The organism is Sphingosinicellaceae bacterium (genome assembly GCA_019285715.1).
Lineage (GTDB): Bacteria > Pseudomonadota > Alphaproteobacteria > Sphingomonadales > Sphingomonadaceae > Glacieibacterium.
The window spans coordinates 89482-105075 of sequence record CP079108.1 but is presented as its reverse complement, the minus strand read 5'-3'; the positions used below and the strand labels follow the sequence as shown (position 1 = coordinate 105075).

18 protein-coding genes are annotated in these 15594 nt (G+C 67.6%); 13 read left to right on the top strand and 5 right to left on the bottom strand.

The genetic code is table 11. The annotated features are described in order from the left end of the window. Positions 1-115: 115 nt before the first annotated feature. On the top strand, positions 116-463 hold the full coding sequence (locus KX816_00580; protein QXQ06619.1) for a UrcA family protein: 348 nt from the start codon (positions 116-118) through the stop codon (positions 461-463). Positions 464-484: 21 nt separating this feature from the next. Here the strand turns inward: KX816_00580 and KX816_00575 are convergent, their stop codons facing one another. Together KX816_00575 and KX816_00570 are read right to left on the bottom strand one after the other, a co-directional pair. Further along, a complete protein-coding gene (locus KX816_00575) occupies positions 485-1228 on the bottom strand; it encodes a LytTR family DNA-binding domain-containing protein (GenBank protein QXQ06618.1) in 744 nt (247 codons plus the stop codon). Next, complete coding sequence (locus KX816_00570; protein ID QXQ08320.1) at positions 1218-2405, bottom strand: histidine kinase; 1188 nt, start codon at positions 2403-2405, stop codon at positions 1218-1220. The genes KX816_00575 and KX816_00570 overlap by 11 nt, the downstream gene beginning before the upstream one ends. Before the next feature lie 144 nt (positions 2406-2549). Between KX816_00570 and KX816_00565 the strand changes: the two genes are divergently transcribed. Next, positions 2550-3308: a methyltransferase gene (locus tag KX816_00565; protein ID QXQ06617.1), complete on the top strand. Its 759-nt coding sequence runs from the start codon at positions 2550-2552 to the stop codon at positions 3306-3308. A gap of 21 nt (positions 3309-3329) precedes the next feature. On the opposite strand, the gene KX816_00560 is transcribed toward KX816_00565, so the two are convergent. Continuing rightward, on the bottom strand, positions 3330-4808 hold the full coding sequence (locus tag KX816_00560; GenBank protein ID QXQ08319.1) for an alkaline phosphatase D family protein: 1479 nt from the start codon (positions 4806-4808) through the stop codon (positions 3330-3332). A 282-nt stretch (positions 4809-5090) separates the two neighbouring features. Here KX816_00560 and KX816_00555 point away from each other — a divergent pair, with 282 nt between their 5' ends. The 3 genes from KX816_00555 to KX816_00545 are packed head-to-tail and all read left to right on the top strand — an operon-like array spanning position 5091 to position 7668. Continuing rightward, entirely contained in the window at positions 5091-5657 is a 567-nt protein-coding gene (locus KX816_00555; GenBank protein ID QXQ06616.1) for a carboxymuconolactone decarboxylase family protein, read from the top strand. Beyond that, positions 5650-6870, top strand: coding sequence for a patatin-like phospholipase family protein (locus KX816_00550; GenBank protein ID QXQ06615.1), 1221 nt, complete (start codon positions 5650-5652; stop codon positions 6868-6870). The genes KX816_00555 and KX816_00550 overlap by 8 nt, the downstream gene beginning before the upstream one ends. A gap of 15 nt (positions 6871-6885) precedes the next feature. Further along, complete coding sequence (locus tag KX816_00545) at positions 6886-7668, top strand: 3-hydroxybutyrate dehydrogenase (protein ID QXQ06614.1); 783 nt, start codon at positions 6886-6888, stop codon at positions 7666-7668. An 82-nt stretch (positions 7669-7750) separates the two neighbouring features. Here KX816_00545 and KX816_00540 read toward each other — a convergent pair whose 3' ends face one another. Then, positions 7751-8188, bottom strand: a complete 438-nt coding sequence (locus tag KX816_00540; protein QXQ06613.1) for a hypothetical protein — start codon at positions 8186-8188, stop codon at positions 7751-7753. 184 nt (positions 8189-8372) lie between these two features. On the opposite strand from KX816_00540, the gene rpmH reads away from it, so the two are divergent. The 7 genes from rpmH to dapE all read left to right on the top strand — a co-directional run bounded on the left by rpmH (position 8373) and on the right by dapE (position 13397). Next, on the top strand, positions 8373-8507 hold the full coding sequence (rpmH, locus tag KX816_00535; GenBank protein ID QXQ06612.1) for a 50S ribosomal protein L34: 135 nt from the start codon (positions 8373-8375) through the stop codon (positions 8505-8507). Positions 8508-8539: 32 nt separating this feature from the next. Then, positions 8540-8863: a ribonuclease P protein component gene (gene rnpA, locus KX816_00530; GenBank protein QXQ08318.1), complete on the top strand. Its 324-nt coding sequence runs from the start codon at positions 8540-8542 to the stop codon at positions 8861-8863. Between the two features lie 23 nt (positions 8864-8886). Then, entirely contained in the window at positions 8887-9084 is a 198-nt protein-coding gene (gene yidD, locus KX816_00525) for a membrane protein insertion efficiency factor YidD (protein ID QXQ08317.1), read from the top strand. A gap of 52 nt (positions 9085-9136) precedes the next feature. Further along, positions 9137-10843 carry a membrane protein insertase YidC gene (gene yidC, locus KX816_00520; protein QXQ06611.1) on the top strand — a complete coding sequence of 569 codons (1707 nt, stop codon included), beginning with the start codon at positions 9137-9139 and terminating at the stop codon, positions 10841-10843. A gap of 62 nt (positions 10844-10905) precedes the next feature. Continuing rightward, positions 10906-11532, top strand: coding sequence for a ribosome biogenesis GTP-binding protein YihA/YsxC (gene yihA, locus KX816_00515; protein ID QXQ08316.1), 627 nt, complete (start codon positions 10906-10908; stop codon positions 11530-11532). A 24-nt stretch (positions 11533-11556) separates the two neighbouring features. Next, entirely contained in the window at positions 11557-12258 is a 702-nt protein-coding gene (locus KX816_00510) for a glutathione S-transferase (protein ID QXQ06610.1), read from the top strand. Beyond that, positions 12186-13397 carry a succinyl-diaminopimelate desuccinylase gene (gene dapE / locus KX816_00505; protein QXQ06609.1) on the top strand — a complete coding sequence of 404 codons (1212 nt, stop codon included), beginning with the start codon at positions 12186-12188 and terminating at the stop codon, positions 13395-13397. Before KX816_00510 ends, dapE begins: the two co-directional genes overlap by 73 nt. Positions 13398-13699: 302 nt before the next feature. Here dapE and KX816_00500 read toward each other — a convergent pair whose 3' ends face one another. After that, positions 13700-13879 (bottom strand): glycine zipper 2TM domain-containing protein, encoded by a 180-nt coding sequence (locus KX816_00500; protein QXQ06608.1) that lies wholly within the window; start codon positions 13877-13879, stop codon positions 13700-13702. 77 nt (positions 13880-13956) lie between these two features. Here KX816_00500 and KX816_00495 point away from each other — a divergent pair, with 77 nt between their 5' ends. Beyond that, positions 13957-15504: a DDE-type integrase/transposase/recombinase gene (locus KX816_00495; protein ID QXQ06607.1), complete on the top strand. Its 1548-nt coding sequence runs from the start codon at positions 13957-13959 to the stop codon at positions 15502-15504. The last annotated feature ends 90 nt before the right edge of the window (positions 15505-15594 follow it).

The window sequence follows — 15594 nt, the reverse complement described above, 5'->3', positions numbered from 1 at the left end:
GGCGCTCAATCGAAAGCGCCGCGCATCGACCGCGAGGCCTGCCTAGCAAGGGCTTCGGCGACCCCATTCCCCGGGCCGTCGCTGAATACCCCCCGCCCGCCAAGGAGCCTCGATCATGTCCAAAGTCATCAGCCGCACAATCCTGTCACTCGGGCTTTGCGGGCTCGCAGCGGCACCCGCGCTCGCCAGGCCGGCGACGGGCAGCGTGACCGTCCATACCGCCGACCTCAATCTTACGACGCTGGCGGGCGAGCAGGCGCTACATGGCCGCATCACACGCGCGGTCGGCCTCGTCTGCGGTGAGGCCGATCCGCGCGATCTCAGGGCCTTGTCGGCGATACGCGAATGCCGCGCAGCCGCGATGACGAAGGCAATGCCGCAGATGCAGATGGCGATCGCCGATGCGCGCTCGGGCAAGGGCTATGCCGCCAGCGACAATGGGAGCTGGCTCTCCGCTTCTTGAGGCTACCGCACCGCCGGCCGTTTATCCGCGCCCCATGAGCGTACGCACGGCGGCGAGATAGCTCCGCCCGATGCGCATCTCGCTCGCGTCGCTCAGGACCGCGTACCACGTGCCGAGACCGTCGTGGTGAAGCTTAGCGATCCGGTCGCGCCGGACGATAGTCGAGCGGTGCAGCCGGATGAAACGCGCCGGATCGAGCCGCTGCTCGAGCGCACTGATCGTCTGGTGCAGCAGGAAGCTGCGCGCGCCGATGTGGAGCCGCATATAGTCACGCTCAGCCTCGACCCGGTCGATGTCGATCGCGGCGATACGGATCACCTCGGAGCGATGCGGCACCCAGAACTCCTCGATCCAGCTCGGTGACGCGTCTGGCGCCGCACCGGCGGCGCGCAGTGTCTCGGCGACGCGCGCCACCGTCCGCGCCAGTTGATCGGGCGAAACCGGCTTGAGCAGATAACCGACCGCCGCCACATCGAACGCCGCCACCGCGAACTGGTCGAAGGCTGTGCAGAAGATGATCGCCGGGCGCTTCGCCCTGCCTTCCAGCGCGCGCGCCACGCCGAGCCCGTCGAGCCCGGGCATCGAGATATCGAGCAGCACCAGTTGCGGTAGCAGCGCCGTGATCATCCGAAGCGCCGCCTCGCCGTCCGAAGCCGTGCCAACAAGCTCGATCCCGGCGATCTGCGCGCAGAGTATCTGCAACCGCTCGATCGCCAGCGGTTCGTCGTCGACAATCAGCGTGCGCAGCGGCGGCTCAGCAGCCATCACGGACCAGCGGCAGCGTCAGATGAACCGCGAAGCCGCCGCCGGGCTTTGGGCCCCAATTGCAGGTGGCGGCATTGCCGTAGCGCGCCGCCAGTCGGTCGCAAACGTTGCGCAGACCGACGCCGGAACCGGGCTCGCCACGTTCGGAAGCCACCGGATCACCGTCATTCTCGACAGCGAGCGTCAGCCCAGCCCCGACCTCATGCGCCGCGATGCGGATCGTTATCGGCCGCGGCGATCGTGAGACCGCGTGCTTGACCGCATTCTCGACGAGCGGCTGCAGGATAAGCCCGGGAATGCAGACCGCGAGCAAGGCGTCGGGCACGTCGATGGCGACGAGCAGGCGGTCGGGAAAACGCACTCGCTCGATATCGAGGTACAGCCGCTGCAAGTTGATCTCCTCCGACAACCGGACGTCCTCGGTCGGATCGCCGGTCAGGCTGGTCCGAAAGAAGGTCGCGAGGTTGATGATCATCTGCTCGGCCTGCTCACTTTTGCCACCGAGCACCAGCGACGACAGCGCGTTCAACGTGTTGAACAGGAAATGCGGGTTGACCTGGTAGCGCAGTGCCCTCAGCTCGGCGGATTGCGCAGCGGCGCGCAGCGTTGCAGTCCGCCGCTCGAGCGCGCCGATCTCGGCCGCGTAGCACAGCGCCAGGTACAACGCCGCCCACGCGATGAAGAAGAAATAGCCGTTGCCGGCCTGGTCCGCGATCGCCTGGAGCGGGGTCATATCGTCGCTCCAGCCGGGCGGCGTCATGCCGACGCTCACCGACATCGACCCCGGTACCGATGGTGGGGGTGATGTGGGGGCCGTCGTCGACGGTGACGCGGACCAGCTCCACCGCATCGACTTACCTTCGCCGAGGTGGTCGAACATGTACCAGTTTAGCCCGGAATACAGGACCGCGGCAGGCAGCGCGAGCACCAGCGCGAGGCCTATGGTGCGCGTCAGGCTGGTCGCCATGACGCGCCGCATCAGCAGATAGAAGACCACGGTGACCGCGGCGCTGCCCAGCGACACGATCGCCCGCGTGCCGAGCATGCTGACTTGGTGGTGACTGTAGAGCACCACGCCGCGCACCGACCAGATCGCGAAATAGAACGCCCAGAAGGAGGCGATCGAAATCAGTGCGATGCGGGGCGCGAGCGGCGTGGCGGTGTCTTCGGTCGTCATCACCCAGGCATAGCCTGCGTGCTCCGGTGGCGCATCGGGCGATCGGGTGTTGGTCGACGCCGGTTGGCGGTTGGCCGAAAACTGTTCACGCCAGCGGCGGAAATAGCCTGCGATGGGCGAGTCCAACCAAAAGGTTCGAACTTTATGCCTAGCTACCGATTCCTGCTTGCCACTTGCCTGCTGGGTGCCCTTGGCGGCGGCGCGGCCGGCGCGTCGTCGGCCCTCCCCGCCAACATCGCCAGCGCCGCCGCCGATCCCGCGCGCAGCGACCAGGCCGCGCAGGACGCCAAGCGCCACGGCCCCGAAATCCTCGCGTTCGCCGGCGTTCGCCCCGGCAGCAAGGTCGTCGACCTGATCCCCGGCGGCGGCTACTGGACGCGCCTGCTGGCCAAGTCGGTCGGCCCCAAGGGTCACGTCTACGGCGTCTGGCCCGCCGAATACGCCAAGGTCGACGACGACGAGCCCGGCCCCTACCGGGCGCTGGTGGCGTCGCCGGGCTACGCGAACGTCAGCGTGCTCGACCAACCCGCCGCTGCGTTCGCGACGCCCGAGAAGGTCGATCTCGTCTTCACCGCGCAGAATTATCATGACTACGTGGACAAGTTCATGGGGCCGGTCGATCCGGCGACACTCAACAAGGCGGTGTTCGCGGCGCTCAAGCCCGGCGGCATCTACCTGATCATCGATCACGCCGCTGAGCCCGGCAGCGGCCATCGCGACACCGACACGCTGCACCGTATCGACCCGGCGGCGGTGAAGGCGGAAGTGACGGCAGCTGGGTTCCGCTTCGTCGGCGAGAGCCGCCTGCTTGCCAACCCCGCCGACACGCACACCAAGAAGGTGTTCGATCCCGCCGTCCGCGGTACGACCGACCAGTTCATCTACAAATTTCGGAAGCCCTGACTCTAGGGCAGCCGAGGCGCGTCAGCTGTTGCCGGCGATCCCGCCGCGACCGGCCTCGAGTTCGAATTTTGCGATGGTCGACGCTGCCGACGCCGGGTCGCGGGCGTCGGCGAGGCCACGGAAAAGAACTTCGCCGCCCTTGTCGCTCAGGTCGACGCGGGCGTAGCCGCGGACCTCGTTCTCGGCAAAACGAATGTGCGGGTTGGCCTTGGCTTCGTCGCGCCACGCCGGATGGTGGTTAAGCGAGGTAATCGACCCGCCGACGAACTCGGCGGCGATCGCCGGGCCGTCGGGCGTGTCGGGGTGGTGAATGTCGGCGGCCGTGAAGGCGTGGATATCGCCGCTGAGCACGACCGGGTTCGGTGTGCCGGCCTCGGCCCAGCGCCGGAAGATACGGTCGCGCGCCGCTGGATAGCCTTCCCAGCGGTCGGCCGGGTGCAGCGTCGCGCCGCGCTCGGGATGGGTCGGGTCGATCAGCGCGAACGGCGCCATCAAAGTCTGCTGCGCCAGCAGGTTCCAGCGCGCGTGCGTGCTGGCCAGCGCCTGCATCAGCCACGCCTCCTGGCTGTCGCCGAGCATGGTCCGCGCCGGATCGTGCCGCTGCGGACAATCGAGGACGCCCGACAGGTACGGGAGATGCGCCGCCAGCAGCTCGGGCGGCTGGCAGGCCCGGGCACCCCGAAATTGCCGGTCGTCGATGACCTGGAACTGCGCCAGGCGACCCCAGTCCAGCGTCCGGTACAGCCGACTATCCGGACCCGTCGGCCGCGCCGCGGCGCGCAACGGCATATGCTCCCAATAGACCTGGTAGGCGGCGGCGCGACGCTTCAGGAACAGCGCGCGGTCGCCGTTCTTCTCGTCGAGGTCCCCGGCATAGTCGTTGGCGACCTCGTGATCGTCCCATGTCGAGATCCACGGCGCGGCTGCATGCGCGGCCTGCAATTGCGGGTCGAGCTTGTAGGTGGCGTAGCGCGTCCGATAGCCGGCGACATCGCGCGGTTCCGGGTCGAGGTGCCGGCGGACGCCGCCGTCCGTAGGTGCGCCTTCGTAGATATAGTCGCCGAGGAACACGATCAGGTCGGGGTCTTCCGCGACGACATGGCTCCACGCGGCATAGTGGCCGGATTCGTATTTCTGGCATGAGCCAAAGCAGAACCGCAGGCCGTCGACCGTGGCCCCCGCGGCCGGTGCCGTGCGTGTCCGTCCGACCGGACTGCTCTGCCGGGATGCGAGGAAGCGGTAGAAATACACGCGAGCCGGGCGCAGGCCGGACACTTCGACATGGATGGAGTGCGCACTCTCCGGAACCGCGAGACTGGTTCCGGACCGCACGATCCGCGCGAATTTGTCGTCTTCGGCGACCTGCCAATGAACGCGTACCGGATGCGGCGGCATCCCGCCGCCGGCCTCCAGCGGCCGCGGTGCCAGGCGCGTCCACAGCACCATGCCGTCGGCGCTGGGATCGCCCGAGGCGACGCCGAGGGTGAACAGCGTCTCCATGAGCAGCTGGCTGGCCGCGCGCAAGGGCGTCGCCAGCAGCGCCGGTGCGGCGATGATCGACGCTTTGAGCAGGTCACGGCGGGACGAGAAGATCTTCAATCGGCCAGTCCTCGCCAATCGCGTTCACGAGCCGCATCGCTCTACCACGGGATCATGACGCGTTCGCGATGCCGTTGACGCGGCAGCACGGGCACGTCCTGAAAATCACGCCGATACGGTTGGCTGAAACGTCATCATCGGCGTACATGCTGCGTCGCAACATCGACTCCGAGGTAACGCCGTATGCGCCTGCCACTCATCGCTCCCGCCGACCTGACGCCAGAACAGAAGCCTCTCTACGAGGATATGCGCAAGGGCATCGCCAGTAACTTCAACGCCTTCAAGGTCGAGCGCGAGGACGGCGCGCTGATGGGGCCGTGGAATCCATGGCTCCACGAACCGGTGATCGGCAAGGCGATCTGGAACCTGACGCTGGCGATGACCGCGCAGGCGACTTTGCCCGACCCGATCCGGCAGATCGTCATCCTCGTGGTCGGCGCGAAGTTCGACGCGGCATACGAGCTTTACGCCCACATTGCGGTCGCCGAACGCGAGGGCATGAGCCCGGAGCGCCTCGCGACGATCACCGCCGACCTGAAGCCCGCCGACTTCAGCCCGGAGGAAAGCATCGCCTTCGACCTCGCCTACGCGCTGGTCCGCGGCGGCACCCTGCCCGAGCCGATCTACGCGCTCGCGCTCAAGACCTTCGGGCAGCACGGCCTCAACGAGATGATCTACCTCGTCGGTCTGTACGCGATGGTCTCGACGACGCTCAACGGCTTCAACGTGCCGGTGCCCGAGCGTGAGTAGGCACCGCCCCCGCAGCGCGCCGCGTGAGACGCGCAAGTGGTGCGCGACGCCGTTCGAGAGCGTCGCGCTGCTGCTCCAAGGCGGGGGTGCCCTCGGTGCCTACCAGGCCGGCGTCTACGAGGCGCTTATCGAACATAATATCGAGCCGACGTGGATTGCGGGCATCTCGATCGGCGCGATCAACAGCGCGATAATTGCCGGCAACCCGGTGAGCGACCGCGTCGCCAAGCTGCGCGCGTTCTGGGAGCTGGTCAGCGACGCCGGCGACGGCGGGCTCGGCAATTTCTGGTCGGGGCTCCTGCACGGCGACAAGGCGCGCGGCTTCGCCAACTCGCTCGCCGCCGGAGCGGTGATGTCGAACGGCGTCCGCGGCTTCTTCACGCCGCGCTTTCCGCCGCCCTACCTCGCGAGCGGCGGCGCGGACGCGACGAGCTGGTACGACACCGCGGCGCTCAAGACGACGCTGGAGGGCCTTGTCGACTTCGACCGGATCAATGCCGGTGGGACTCGGTTCAGTGTCGGCGCGGTCAACGTCGCGACCGGCAACTTCGCCTATTTCGACAACGCCACCGACGTCATCCGCGCCGAGCACATCATGGCCTCGGGCGCGCTGCCGCCGGCGTTCCCCGCCATCGAGATCGACGGCGAGTTCTACTGGGACGGCGGCATGGTCTCCAACACCCCGCTCGACTGGGTGCTGTCGTCACGCTCCGACCTCGACACGCTCGTCCTCCAGGTCGACCTGTGGAGCGCCCGCGGCGAGATGCCGACCGACCTCGCCGCCGTCGCGGTGCGGATGAAGGAGGTGCAGTTCTCCAGCCGGACCCGCGCCGCGACCGACGCCTTCCGCCGCACGCAGGAGCTTCGTGCCGCCTTCAACGAGCTGCTTGCGCAGATGCCCGACGACCTCAAGGCGAGCCCACAGGCGAAGCTGCTCACGGAAGCCTCCGACCCGGCCGTGTTCAACATCGTCCAGCTCGTCTACCGCTCGCCGACTTACGAGGGCCAGTCGAAGGATTACGAGTTCTCGCGGCGTACGATGGAGGAGCATTGGCGCGCCGGACACCGCGACGCGGTCCATACCCTCTCCCACCCCGAGGTGCTGACTCTGCCGACCGCAGCCCACGGCGTCGAGGTCTACGACTTCACCACCCCGCATCACGATGAGCCCGCCACCTCCGCCCCGGCCGCGGTCCAACCCATCGCCAAGTAAAAGGACGCCATCCCCATGAATCTCAAGGACAAGGTCGCCGTCGTCACCGGAGCCGCCAGCGGTATCGGCAAGGACATCGCCAAGGTCTTCCTCGACGCCGGTGCCAAGGTCGCGATCGCCGACCTCAACATCGACGCGGCCAATGCCACCGCACTCGAGTTCGACCCGTCGGGCGAGCGTGCCATGGGCGTCGCCATGGACGTCACCCAGGAGGATCAGGTCGACTCCGGCATCGACGCCGTCGCCGCCAAGTTCGGCGGCATCGACATCCTCGTCTCGAACGCCGGCATCCAGATCGTCGGGCCGCTCGAGACCTATAAGTTTGCCGACTGGAAGAAGCTGCTGGCGATCCACCTCGACGGTGCGTTCCTGACAACGCGCGCCGCGCTGCGCCACATGTACGCGCAGGGCCGCGGCGGCAGCGTCATCTACATGGGCTCGGTGCACTCCAAGGAGGCGTCGGTGCTGAAGGCGCCCTATGTCACCGCCAAGCACGGGCTGGTCGGATTGTCGAAAGTCGTCGCCAAGGAGGGCGCGGCCCACAATGTCCGCGCCAACGTCATCTGCCCTGGCTTCGTGCGGACCCCGCTGGTCGAGAAGCAGATCCCCGAGCAGGCGAAGGAACTCGGGATTTCAGAGGCCGACGTCGTCAAGAACGTCATGCTCAAGGAAACCGTCGACGGGGAGTTCACCACCGTCGACGACGTCGCCCAGACCGCGCTGTTCCTGGCGGCCTTTCCGAGCAACGCGCTGACCGGACAGAGCATCGTCGTCAGCCACGGCTGGTTCATGCAGTAAGACGAGGGCGCGCCCATTCGTCATCCCCGCGTAGGCGGGGATGACGGTGGCCGATGACGGTGGCCCGCTTACGCGGGAACGCCTACTTCAACTTGATCTTCACGCCGCCGGCACCGGCGCTGAGCTGCAGGCCGCCCGAGCTCGTGTTGAGCTTGAGGACGACGCCCTTGTCGTTCTTGAGGGTCAGCGCACCCTCGCCTTTGCCCAGCGTCGCGCTCGCCTCGAGCTTCGAATAGGTGCCGGCGAAGTCCGACAGGCTGTGCAGGTTATAGACCGTGCCGGCACCGCGAACCTTCGAGACACCGATGTTGCCGACCGCGAGACCGCCGATCTTGAAGGCGTGGGACTTGCCCTTGTACCGGAGCGTGCCACCGCCGGTGCTGCCGCCGACGAGGAAGCCGAACTGGGTCTCGCTGATCGTGATCGTGCCGCTCTTGACCATCGGGTCGGCGGCTATGGCAGAGCTGCTGAAGGTAAGGGCGGCGGTCGCGGCGAGAGCGAGATTGCGCAAGTGATGCATCGCTTGTTCCCTTATTGCCGGGAACCTCGGGCTCCCGCGGAATCGCTAGCAGATTCCACTGCCAGACTCCACGCCAGGTAACGCGCAATTGACTTTTGCCGGTCCTGCCGGTAACGCCCCGCCTTCAATTCGATCAGCCCTGCCGTCGGCGGGGTATCAAGCCAAGACTATCGGGAACGACACCATGAAGCGCACCTTTCAACCGAGCAAGCTGGTCCGCGCCCGTCGCCACGGCTTCCGTACGCGCATGGCGACCCCCGGTGGCCGCAAGGTGCTGGCCAACCGCCGCGCCAAGGGCCGCTCCAAGCTGAGCGCCTAGTTACGGGCCGCGTCCTCGCCGGGCTGCCGACGATCGGCCTGAGGTGCGATTTCCTTTCCGCGAACACAGGCCGGCGGGCACCCTCGCCGGCCTTCGTGGTGCTGGTCCGCCAGCGCGGCGACGACGATTCGACGATGCGCGCCGGCTTCACGGTGACCAAGAAGATCGGCAACAGCGTCGTCCGCAGCCGCCTGAAGCGCCGCCTGCGTGCCCTTGCCCGCGAAGTCCTGCCGGTATCGGGCGTGGCGGGCGCCGACCACGTCCTGATCGGGCGCTCCGACGGCCTGACCCGCGACTTCGCCGCGATGGCCGACGATCTGAGGAAGGCGCTGGCCCGGTGCGCGCCAAGCTCGTGACCAACAGCCTACTGACCACCGTGCTGACCGCGCCGATCCGGGCGTGGCAGCTCGGCCCGAGCCGAATCCTGCCGCCGTCCTGCCGCTTCCAGCCCTCCTGCTCGGCCTATGCGATCGGTGCGATCGAGAAGCACGGCGCGCTCAGGGGGCTGTGGCTCGGCACCCGGCGGGTCTGCCGCTGCCACCCATGGGGCGGGTCGGGCTATGACCCGGTGCCCTGATCGGCTAAGGCACCCCCGCATTCCCGAAAGTTCCGACGCCGAAAGTCCCTGAGTGACCGACCAACGCAACATGATCCTCGCCATCGCCCTGTCGGCGCTGGTGCTGCTCGGCTGGACCTTCCTGTCCGACCGCTTCTTCCCGACACCGAAGCCGGTGACGCATGCAACTGCGCCGGCGACGCCGGGATCGCCGACGCTGACCGTGCCCGGCAGCGGTCCGCAACTCGCCCCCGGTGCAGTGTTGCCGGTCGCGACCGCGGTGGGTGCCTCGCCCCGGGTCCGCATCGACACCCCCAAGCTTGGCGGCACGATCAACCTGCGCGGTGCGCGGATCGACGACCTGATCCTCAAGACCTACGCCCAGGGCATCGAGAAGAACTCACCGCCGGTGCGGCTGTTCAGCCCGAGCGGCACCACCGACGCCTATTTCGCGCAGTTCGGCTGGACCGGCACCGGCGCCCCCGCCGCCGATGCGCTGTGGACCGCGACCGGCACCCTGACGCCGACCACGCCGATCACGCTGTCCACCACCGGCCCGACCGGCGCGGTCTTCGAGATCGTCCTGCACGTCGATCCCGAGTGGATGTTCACCGCCGAGCAGCGCGTCCGCAACACCGGCACGACGCCGCTCGCCGTGCGTCCGTTCGGCCTCGTCTCGCGCACCGGCGAGGGGCATGAGAAGGACGCCTACAACCTCCATGTCGGGCCGCTCGGGGTCTACGGCGGCGTCCTTCACGACACCGACGTCGGTTTCAAGAAGCTGATCGAGGAAGGCCCCAAGACCGCGACGACGACCGGTGGCTGGCTTGGCATTACCGAGAAGTACTGGCTCGCGGCGCTGATTCCCGACCAGCGCGCGCCGGTATCGATGCGCTTCGCCTCGGCACCCGGCGAGCGCTTCCAGACCGACCTGCAGACCGCGCCGGTCAGTGTCGCGCCCGGCGCCACTGCGACCGTCACCACCCGGCTGTTCGCCGGTGCCAAGGAGGTCGAGACGCTGAGCCGCTACCGCGACACCCTCGGCATCCCGCTGTTCGAGCGCGCCGTCGACTGGGGCTGGTTCCGCGTCATCGCCCAGCCGATCTACGAACTGCTCAGCTTCCTGTTCAAGCTCACCGGCAACTTCGGCCTCGCGATCATCGGGCTGACGCTGGTCATCCGTACCCTGATGTTCCCGATCGCCAGCAAGCAGTTCGCGTCGATGGCCAAGATGCGGATCGTCGCGCCGCGGCTGAAGGCGCTGCAGGAGCAGTACAAGGACGACAAGCCCAAGCTCCAGCAAGAGATGATGGCGCTGTACGCCAAGGAGAAGGTTAACCCCGTCGCCGGCTGCCTGCCGGTGATGGTCCAGATCCCGGTGTTCTACGCGCTGTACAAGACGCTGCTGATCTCCACCGAGATGCGCCACCAGCCGTTCGTTTTGTGGATCCACGACCTCAGCGCGCCGGACCCGGTGACGCCGCTCAACCTGTTCGGGCTGATACCGTGGCAGCCGCCGCACATGATCGCGCTCGGTATCCTGCCGATCCTGCTCGGCATCACCATGTGGCTCCAGCAGAAGCTCAACCCGGCGGTCATGGACCCGGTCCAGAAGCAGGTGTTCGCGCTGATGCCGTGGGTGTTCATGTTCATCATGGCGCCGTTCGCGGCCGGCCTTCAGCTGTACTGGACGACCAACAACCTGCTCTCTATCGCGCAGCAGTGGTTCATGCTGCGCAAGTACCCGATGCCGGCGACACCGCCGGTCGTGGCCAAGTGAGCGACGACCCCGGCTTCGGTGCTGCGGACGCTGTCGACCCGAAGGAGGAGGAGCGCGCGCGGCTGTGGAAGCTCGAGGACGCGCGCCGTATCTTCACCGGGCCAATAGAGTTCAAGCTGTCGGCCCCGGCGCTCGAGTTCCTCCCCGATGCGCTGGTTCCCGAGATCGCCTTCGCCGGCCGCTCCAACGTCGGCAAGTCGTCGCTGCTCAACGCTCTGACCGGGCGGCAGGGGCTGGCGCGGACCTCGAACACGCCGGGCCGGACGCAGGAGCTGAACGTCTTCGACGTCGGCGAGCCGCTGGCCTTCCGCCTGATCGACATGCCCGGCTACGGCTATGCGGAAGCGCCCAAGGACATCGTCCGCAAGTGGCAGGACCTGGTCTTCGACTATCTGCGCGGTCGCGCCGTGCTGAAGCGCGTGCTGCTGCTGATCGACGCCCGCCACGGCATCAAGCCTGTCGATGCGCAGATCATGGCGCTGCTCGACAAGGCCGCGGTCAGCTACCAGATCACCCTGACCAAGGCCGACAAGATCAAGCCGACCGAGCTTGCGGCGACGCTCGCCAAGGTCGCGGCGGAGGCGGCGAAGCACCCGGCGGCGTACCCGACCCTGCTCGGCACGAGCAGCGAGAAGGGCACCGGCATCCCGGAGCTGCGGGCGGCGGTGATGAGCGCGGTCAACGACTAGCCGGCACGACTTGGGGAGACACGCATGCTCAGGCTGATCATCGGGAACCGGGCCTATTCGAGCTGGTCGCTGCGGGGCTGGCTGGCATGCAAGCTGTCGGCGCTCGACTTCGAGACCGAGGTGCTACCGATGGATACGCCGGAGTGGGACTCGGGTGCGTCCAAGGGCGACCTGCCGTCGGGCAAGGTGCCGGTGATCTGGGACGGCGACATCCCGGTCTGGGACAGCCTGGCGATCATCGACTGGCTCGCCGACCGGGTCCGCGAGAGCCGCCTCAGCCGCGGGCACTTCTGGCCGCACGGGCTGGCGGCGCGGGCCCTCGCTCGCTCGATGGCGGCGGAGATGCACGGCGGCTTCCAGGCGCTGCGCTCCGAGTGCTCGATGGACCTCAAGCAGAACTACCCCGGCTTCGTCGCCGACGACGCGGTGCTTGCCGATGTCGCCCGCATCGATGCGCTGTGGAGCCAGGCCCGCGAGGTTTTCGGGACGCACACCGATGTCGCCCACGAGGGGCCATATCTGTTCGGCGCATTCGGTGCGGCGGACGCGATGTACGCCCCGGTCGTCACCCGCTTCCGCACCTACGGCCTGCCGATGAGCGACACCGCCCGTGCCTACGCCGAGGCGGTCGCGGCGCATCCGTGGATGGTCGAATGGACCACGGCCGCCAAGGCCGAGACCTACCCGTTTGCGCGCTACCTCAAGTCGGGCGGCGTGCCGGCGTGATCGACGCGGTCGAGCTGGCGCGGGACCTGATCCGCTGCGCGAGCGTGACGCCTGCCGACGCAGGCGCGCAGGACGTTCTGGCCGCCGCACTCGAGGCGCACGGCTTCACAGTCTACCGCCTGCCGTTCGGCGAAGCCCCCGACGGCCCGATCGACAACCTCTTCGCGACGATCGCCGACCCCGCCGGCAACGGCCACCCGCACTTCGCCTTCGCCGGCCACACCGACGTCGTTCCCGCCGGGGACACCGAAGCGTGGACGTCGCCGCCCTTCGACGGCGCGGTCGTCGACGGGCGCCTGCACGGGCGCGGTGCCGCCGACATGAAGAGCGCGGTCGCTGCCTTCGCCGCTGCCGCCGTCGCTGCCACGCGAGGGGGACGCATCAGCCTGATCATCACCGGCGACGAGGAAGGCCCGGCAACCTTCGGCACCGCGCCGCTGCTGGCCTGGATGGCGGCGCGCAACCTCGTCCCCGACTATTGCCTCGTCGGCGAGCCGACCAGCGCCGTGGTGCTGGGGGACACCGTTAAGATCGGCCGGCGCGGGTCGCTGAACGCCTGGATCACCGTCCACGGCACGCAGGGCCACGTCGCCTACCCCGACCGTGCCGACAACCCGGTCAGCCGCCTGGTCGCGATCTGCGCCGAGCTGAAGGCCCGCGTGCTCGACGACGGCAACGACTGGTTCCAGCCGTCGAACCTCGAGATCGTCGACCTCGGCGTCGGCAACCCGTCGACCAACATCATCCCCGCCGAAGCCCACGCCCGACTCAACATCCGCTTCAACGACACCCACGAGGGTATCGCACTCGAGGCGTGGCTGCGCGGCGTCGTCGCCACTCATGCGCCCCGCGCCGAAGTGACGGTGCGCATCTCCGGCGAGGCCTTCCTGACCGAACCCGGCGACCTGTCGGATATCGTCGGCGACGCGGTTGCGGCGGTCACCGGCCGCCGCCCCGAGCTGTCGACCACGGGCGGCACCTCCGACGCGCGCTTCATCCGCCGCCTGTGCCCGGTCATCGAGTTCGGACTGGTCGGCGCCAGCATGCACAAGATCGACGAGTCGGTGCCCGTCGCCGATATCGTGGCGCTGCAGGCGATCTATGCCGGCGTCATCGAGCGCGTCTTCGCGCGGGGTTAGCGGGCACTGCGACGCCGCAAGCGTTAGGAACTTTACGCTTGTGCGGGGTAACGCACTATAAAGATTGGCGTCGGGGCGAGGCGGACAATTCGGTTCCATGCCGTGAGTGTACCGGATAGGTTCGGCGTAGGACAGCGGACAACACCGGCAATTGCCCCTGCAGTCATCGCCGGCGCCATTGTCATCCCGGGCTCGACCCGGGACCCAGCTACCCCGGCGCTCGGACTCCGTGATTAGCTGGGTCCCGGGTCAAGCCCGGGATGACAACGGGGGTAACGCCCTCCGAGTGGTCGCGCGCGCGCCTAGCGGCAGCGCACCTGGGCGTTGTTCTGGTCGACCGCCTTGCCCGCGATCGCACCGAGCGCACCGCCGATCAGCGTCCCCGCGGCGCGCGAGTGGCCGCCGTCGATGACGTTCCCCAGGATGCCGCCGCCGACCGCGCCGACGATCAGCCCGGTGGTGCCGTCGTTGCGCTTGCGCATTGCCTCGCCTGATTTGCTCCCGCGGCGGGGGTCGTTGCCTCATTTAAAATGCTCTCGAGATTGTTCGGGAGCGAGCTATGAGGACGGTGAGCATGGCAACGCGTACGGAGCTGGTCGCTGCGATCAGCGAACGGTACCGATCGGCTGATCGAGCAAGCAAGGGCCGGGTGCTGGACGAGTTCGTTGCGGTGACGGGATTTCACCGCAAGCATGCGATGCGGCTGATGCGGGCGGGCCCCGCGGTCACGACGGCGAACGTCCGCATCGAGCGTCGGATCTACGACGAGGCGGCCCGGACCGCGCTTATCGTGCTCTGGGAGGCGGCGGATCGGCTGTGCGGCAAGCGATTGCGACCGCTCATTCCGATCCTGCTGGAGGCGATGGAGCGCCATGGCCATCTGGACTTGGCGCCGGCGGTGAGGTCGCAGCTGACGAAGATGAGCGCGGCAACGATCGATCGCGTGCTTCGCGCCGCAAAGGCCGGTAATCGCAAACCGCGGCGACGTGGTGTCGCGGGAACGGCGCTCCGGCAAAGCGTACCGATCAGGACGTTTGACGACTGGGACAATCCGGCACCGGGGTATGTCGAAGCCGATCTCGTATCGCACAGCGGTCCGGTCGCGAAGGGAAGCTTTGCGTGGACGTTCACGTTGACTGACATCGCGACCGGCTGGACTGAGTGCGCGCCGCTACTGGTTCGCGAGCAGACGGTGCTCGTCGCGGTGCTTAGCGAGGTGCGCAGGCTGATGCCGTTCCCGCTGCTGGGGTTCGACACTGACAACGATAGCGTCTTCATCAACGAGACGGTGCGCGATTACTGCGCTGCCTCCGACATCGCGTTCACGCGCTGCCGACCCTATCGCAAGAACGACCAGGCATGGGTGGAGCAAAAGAACGGATCAGTCGTGCGCCGCCTGGCTGGCTATCGTCGCTTCGAGGGGCTGGAGGCGACCGTTGCGCTGGCTGAGCTGTACGCGGCGTCGCGCCTGTTCGTGAACTTCTTCCAGCCCTCGTTCAAGCTGGCCGAGAAGCACCGCGACGGTGCGCGGGTTCGCAAGCGCTATCATGCACCAGCGACGCCCTATCAGCGGTTGCTCGACGATCCGCGGGTATCTGATAAGACCCGGACACGCGTGCGTGCGATCTTTGCCGACCTCGATCCCGTCCGCTTGCTGCGCGATATCAGGGCGGCCCAACAGCGGCTGGTCGCCCTTGCCGACATGGTCAGCCCAGTACCGGTGAGCGAGCAGCCCGCGGCCCCACCATTGGACGCGTTCCTCTCCAGCTTGCAAACGATATGGCAGGGCGGTGAAGCGCGACCGACTGCATCCAATAAACCGGTCATCAAGCGCGGTCGTCGCCGTCCCGATCCGCTGATCGAGGTGAGCGAGCAGTTGAAGCGCTGGTTCGAGGACGAGCCGTGGCGCACCGGCAGGGAGCTGCTGGAAAAACTTCAGGTCGAGCGGCCCGACAACTATCCCGATGGCCTGATCCGTACCGTCCAGCGCCGCCTTAAGGTCTGGCGGTCCGAATACGCTCACGCACTGGTGTTCACTCATTCCGGGCTGGCGGCGGAATCTCCTACGGATACGGCGATGCCGGTGTCGGTGCTAGTCGAAGGTTGATGGGACGCTGCTCCGCTTCGCCTACGGCTCCGCTCCACAGCGTCCCATCAACCGGGAATCGACCTCGCCTGGTGATCGGCGTAGGGGAAC

Bases quoted from the DNA above. Each gene is read 5' to 3' on its own strand.
- KX816_00575 (QXQ06618.1), bottom strand. From the start codon at position 1,228: ATGGCTGCTGAGCCGCCGCTGCGCACGCTGATTGTCGACGACGAACCG.
- KX816_00500 (QXQ06608.1), bottom strand. From the start codon at position 13,879: ATGCGCAAGCGCAACGACGGCACCACCGGGCTGATCGTCGGCGCGGTC.
- KX816_00570 (QXQ08320.1), bottom strand. From the start codon at position 2,405: ATGACGACCGAAGACACCGCCACGCCGCTCGCGCCCCGCATCGCACTG.
- KX816_00580 (QXQ06619.1), top strand. From the start codon at position 116: ATGTCCAAAGTCATCAGCCGCACAATCCTGTCACTCGGGCTTTGCGGG.
- KX816_00510 (QXQ06610.1), top strand. From the start codon at position 11,557: ATGCTCAGGCTGATCATCGGGAACCGGGCCTATTCGAGCTGGTCGCTG.
- KX816_00560 (QXQ08319.1), bottom strand. From the start codon at position 4,808: ATGGAGACGCTGTTCACCCTCGGCGTCGCCTCGGGCGATCCCAGCGCC.
- dapE (QXQ06609.1), top strand. From the start codon at position 12,186: ATGGACCACGGCCGCCAAGGCCGAGACCTACCCGTTTGCGCGCTACCT.
- KX816_00495 (QXQ06607.1), top strand. From the start codon at position 13,957: ATGAGGACGGTGAGCATGGCAACGCGTACGGAGCTGGTCGCTGCGATC.
- KX816_00545 (QXQ06614.1), top strand. From the start codon at position 6,886: ATGAATCTCAAGGACAAGGTCGCCGTCGTCACCGGAGCCGCCAGCGGT.
- KX816_00555 (QXQ06616.1), top strand. From the start codon at position 5,091: ATGCGCCTGCCACTCATCGCTCCCGCCGACCTGACGCCAGAACAGAAG.
- rpmH (QXQ06612.1), top strand. From the start codon at position 8,373: ATGAAGCGCACCTTTCAACCGAGCAAGCTGGTCCGCGCCCGTCGCCAC.
- KX816_00565 (QXQ06617.1), top strand. From the start codon at position 2,550: ATGCCTAGCTACCGATTCCTGCTTGCCACTTGCCTGCTGGGTGCCCTT.
- KX816_00540 (QXQ06613.1), bottom strand. From the start codon at position 8,188: ATGCATCACTTGCGCAATCTCGCTCTCGCCGCGACCGCCGCCCTTACC.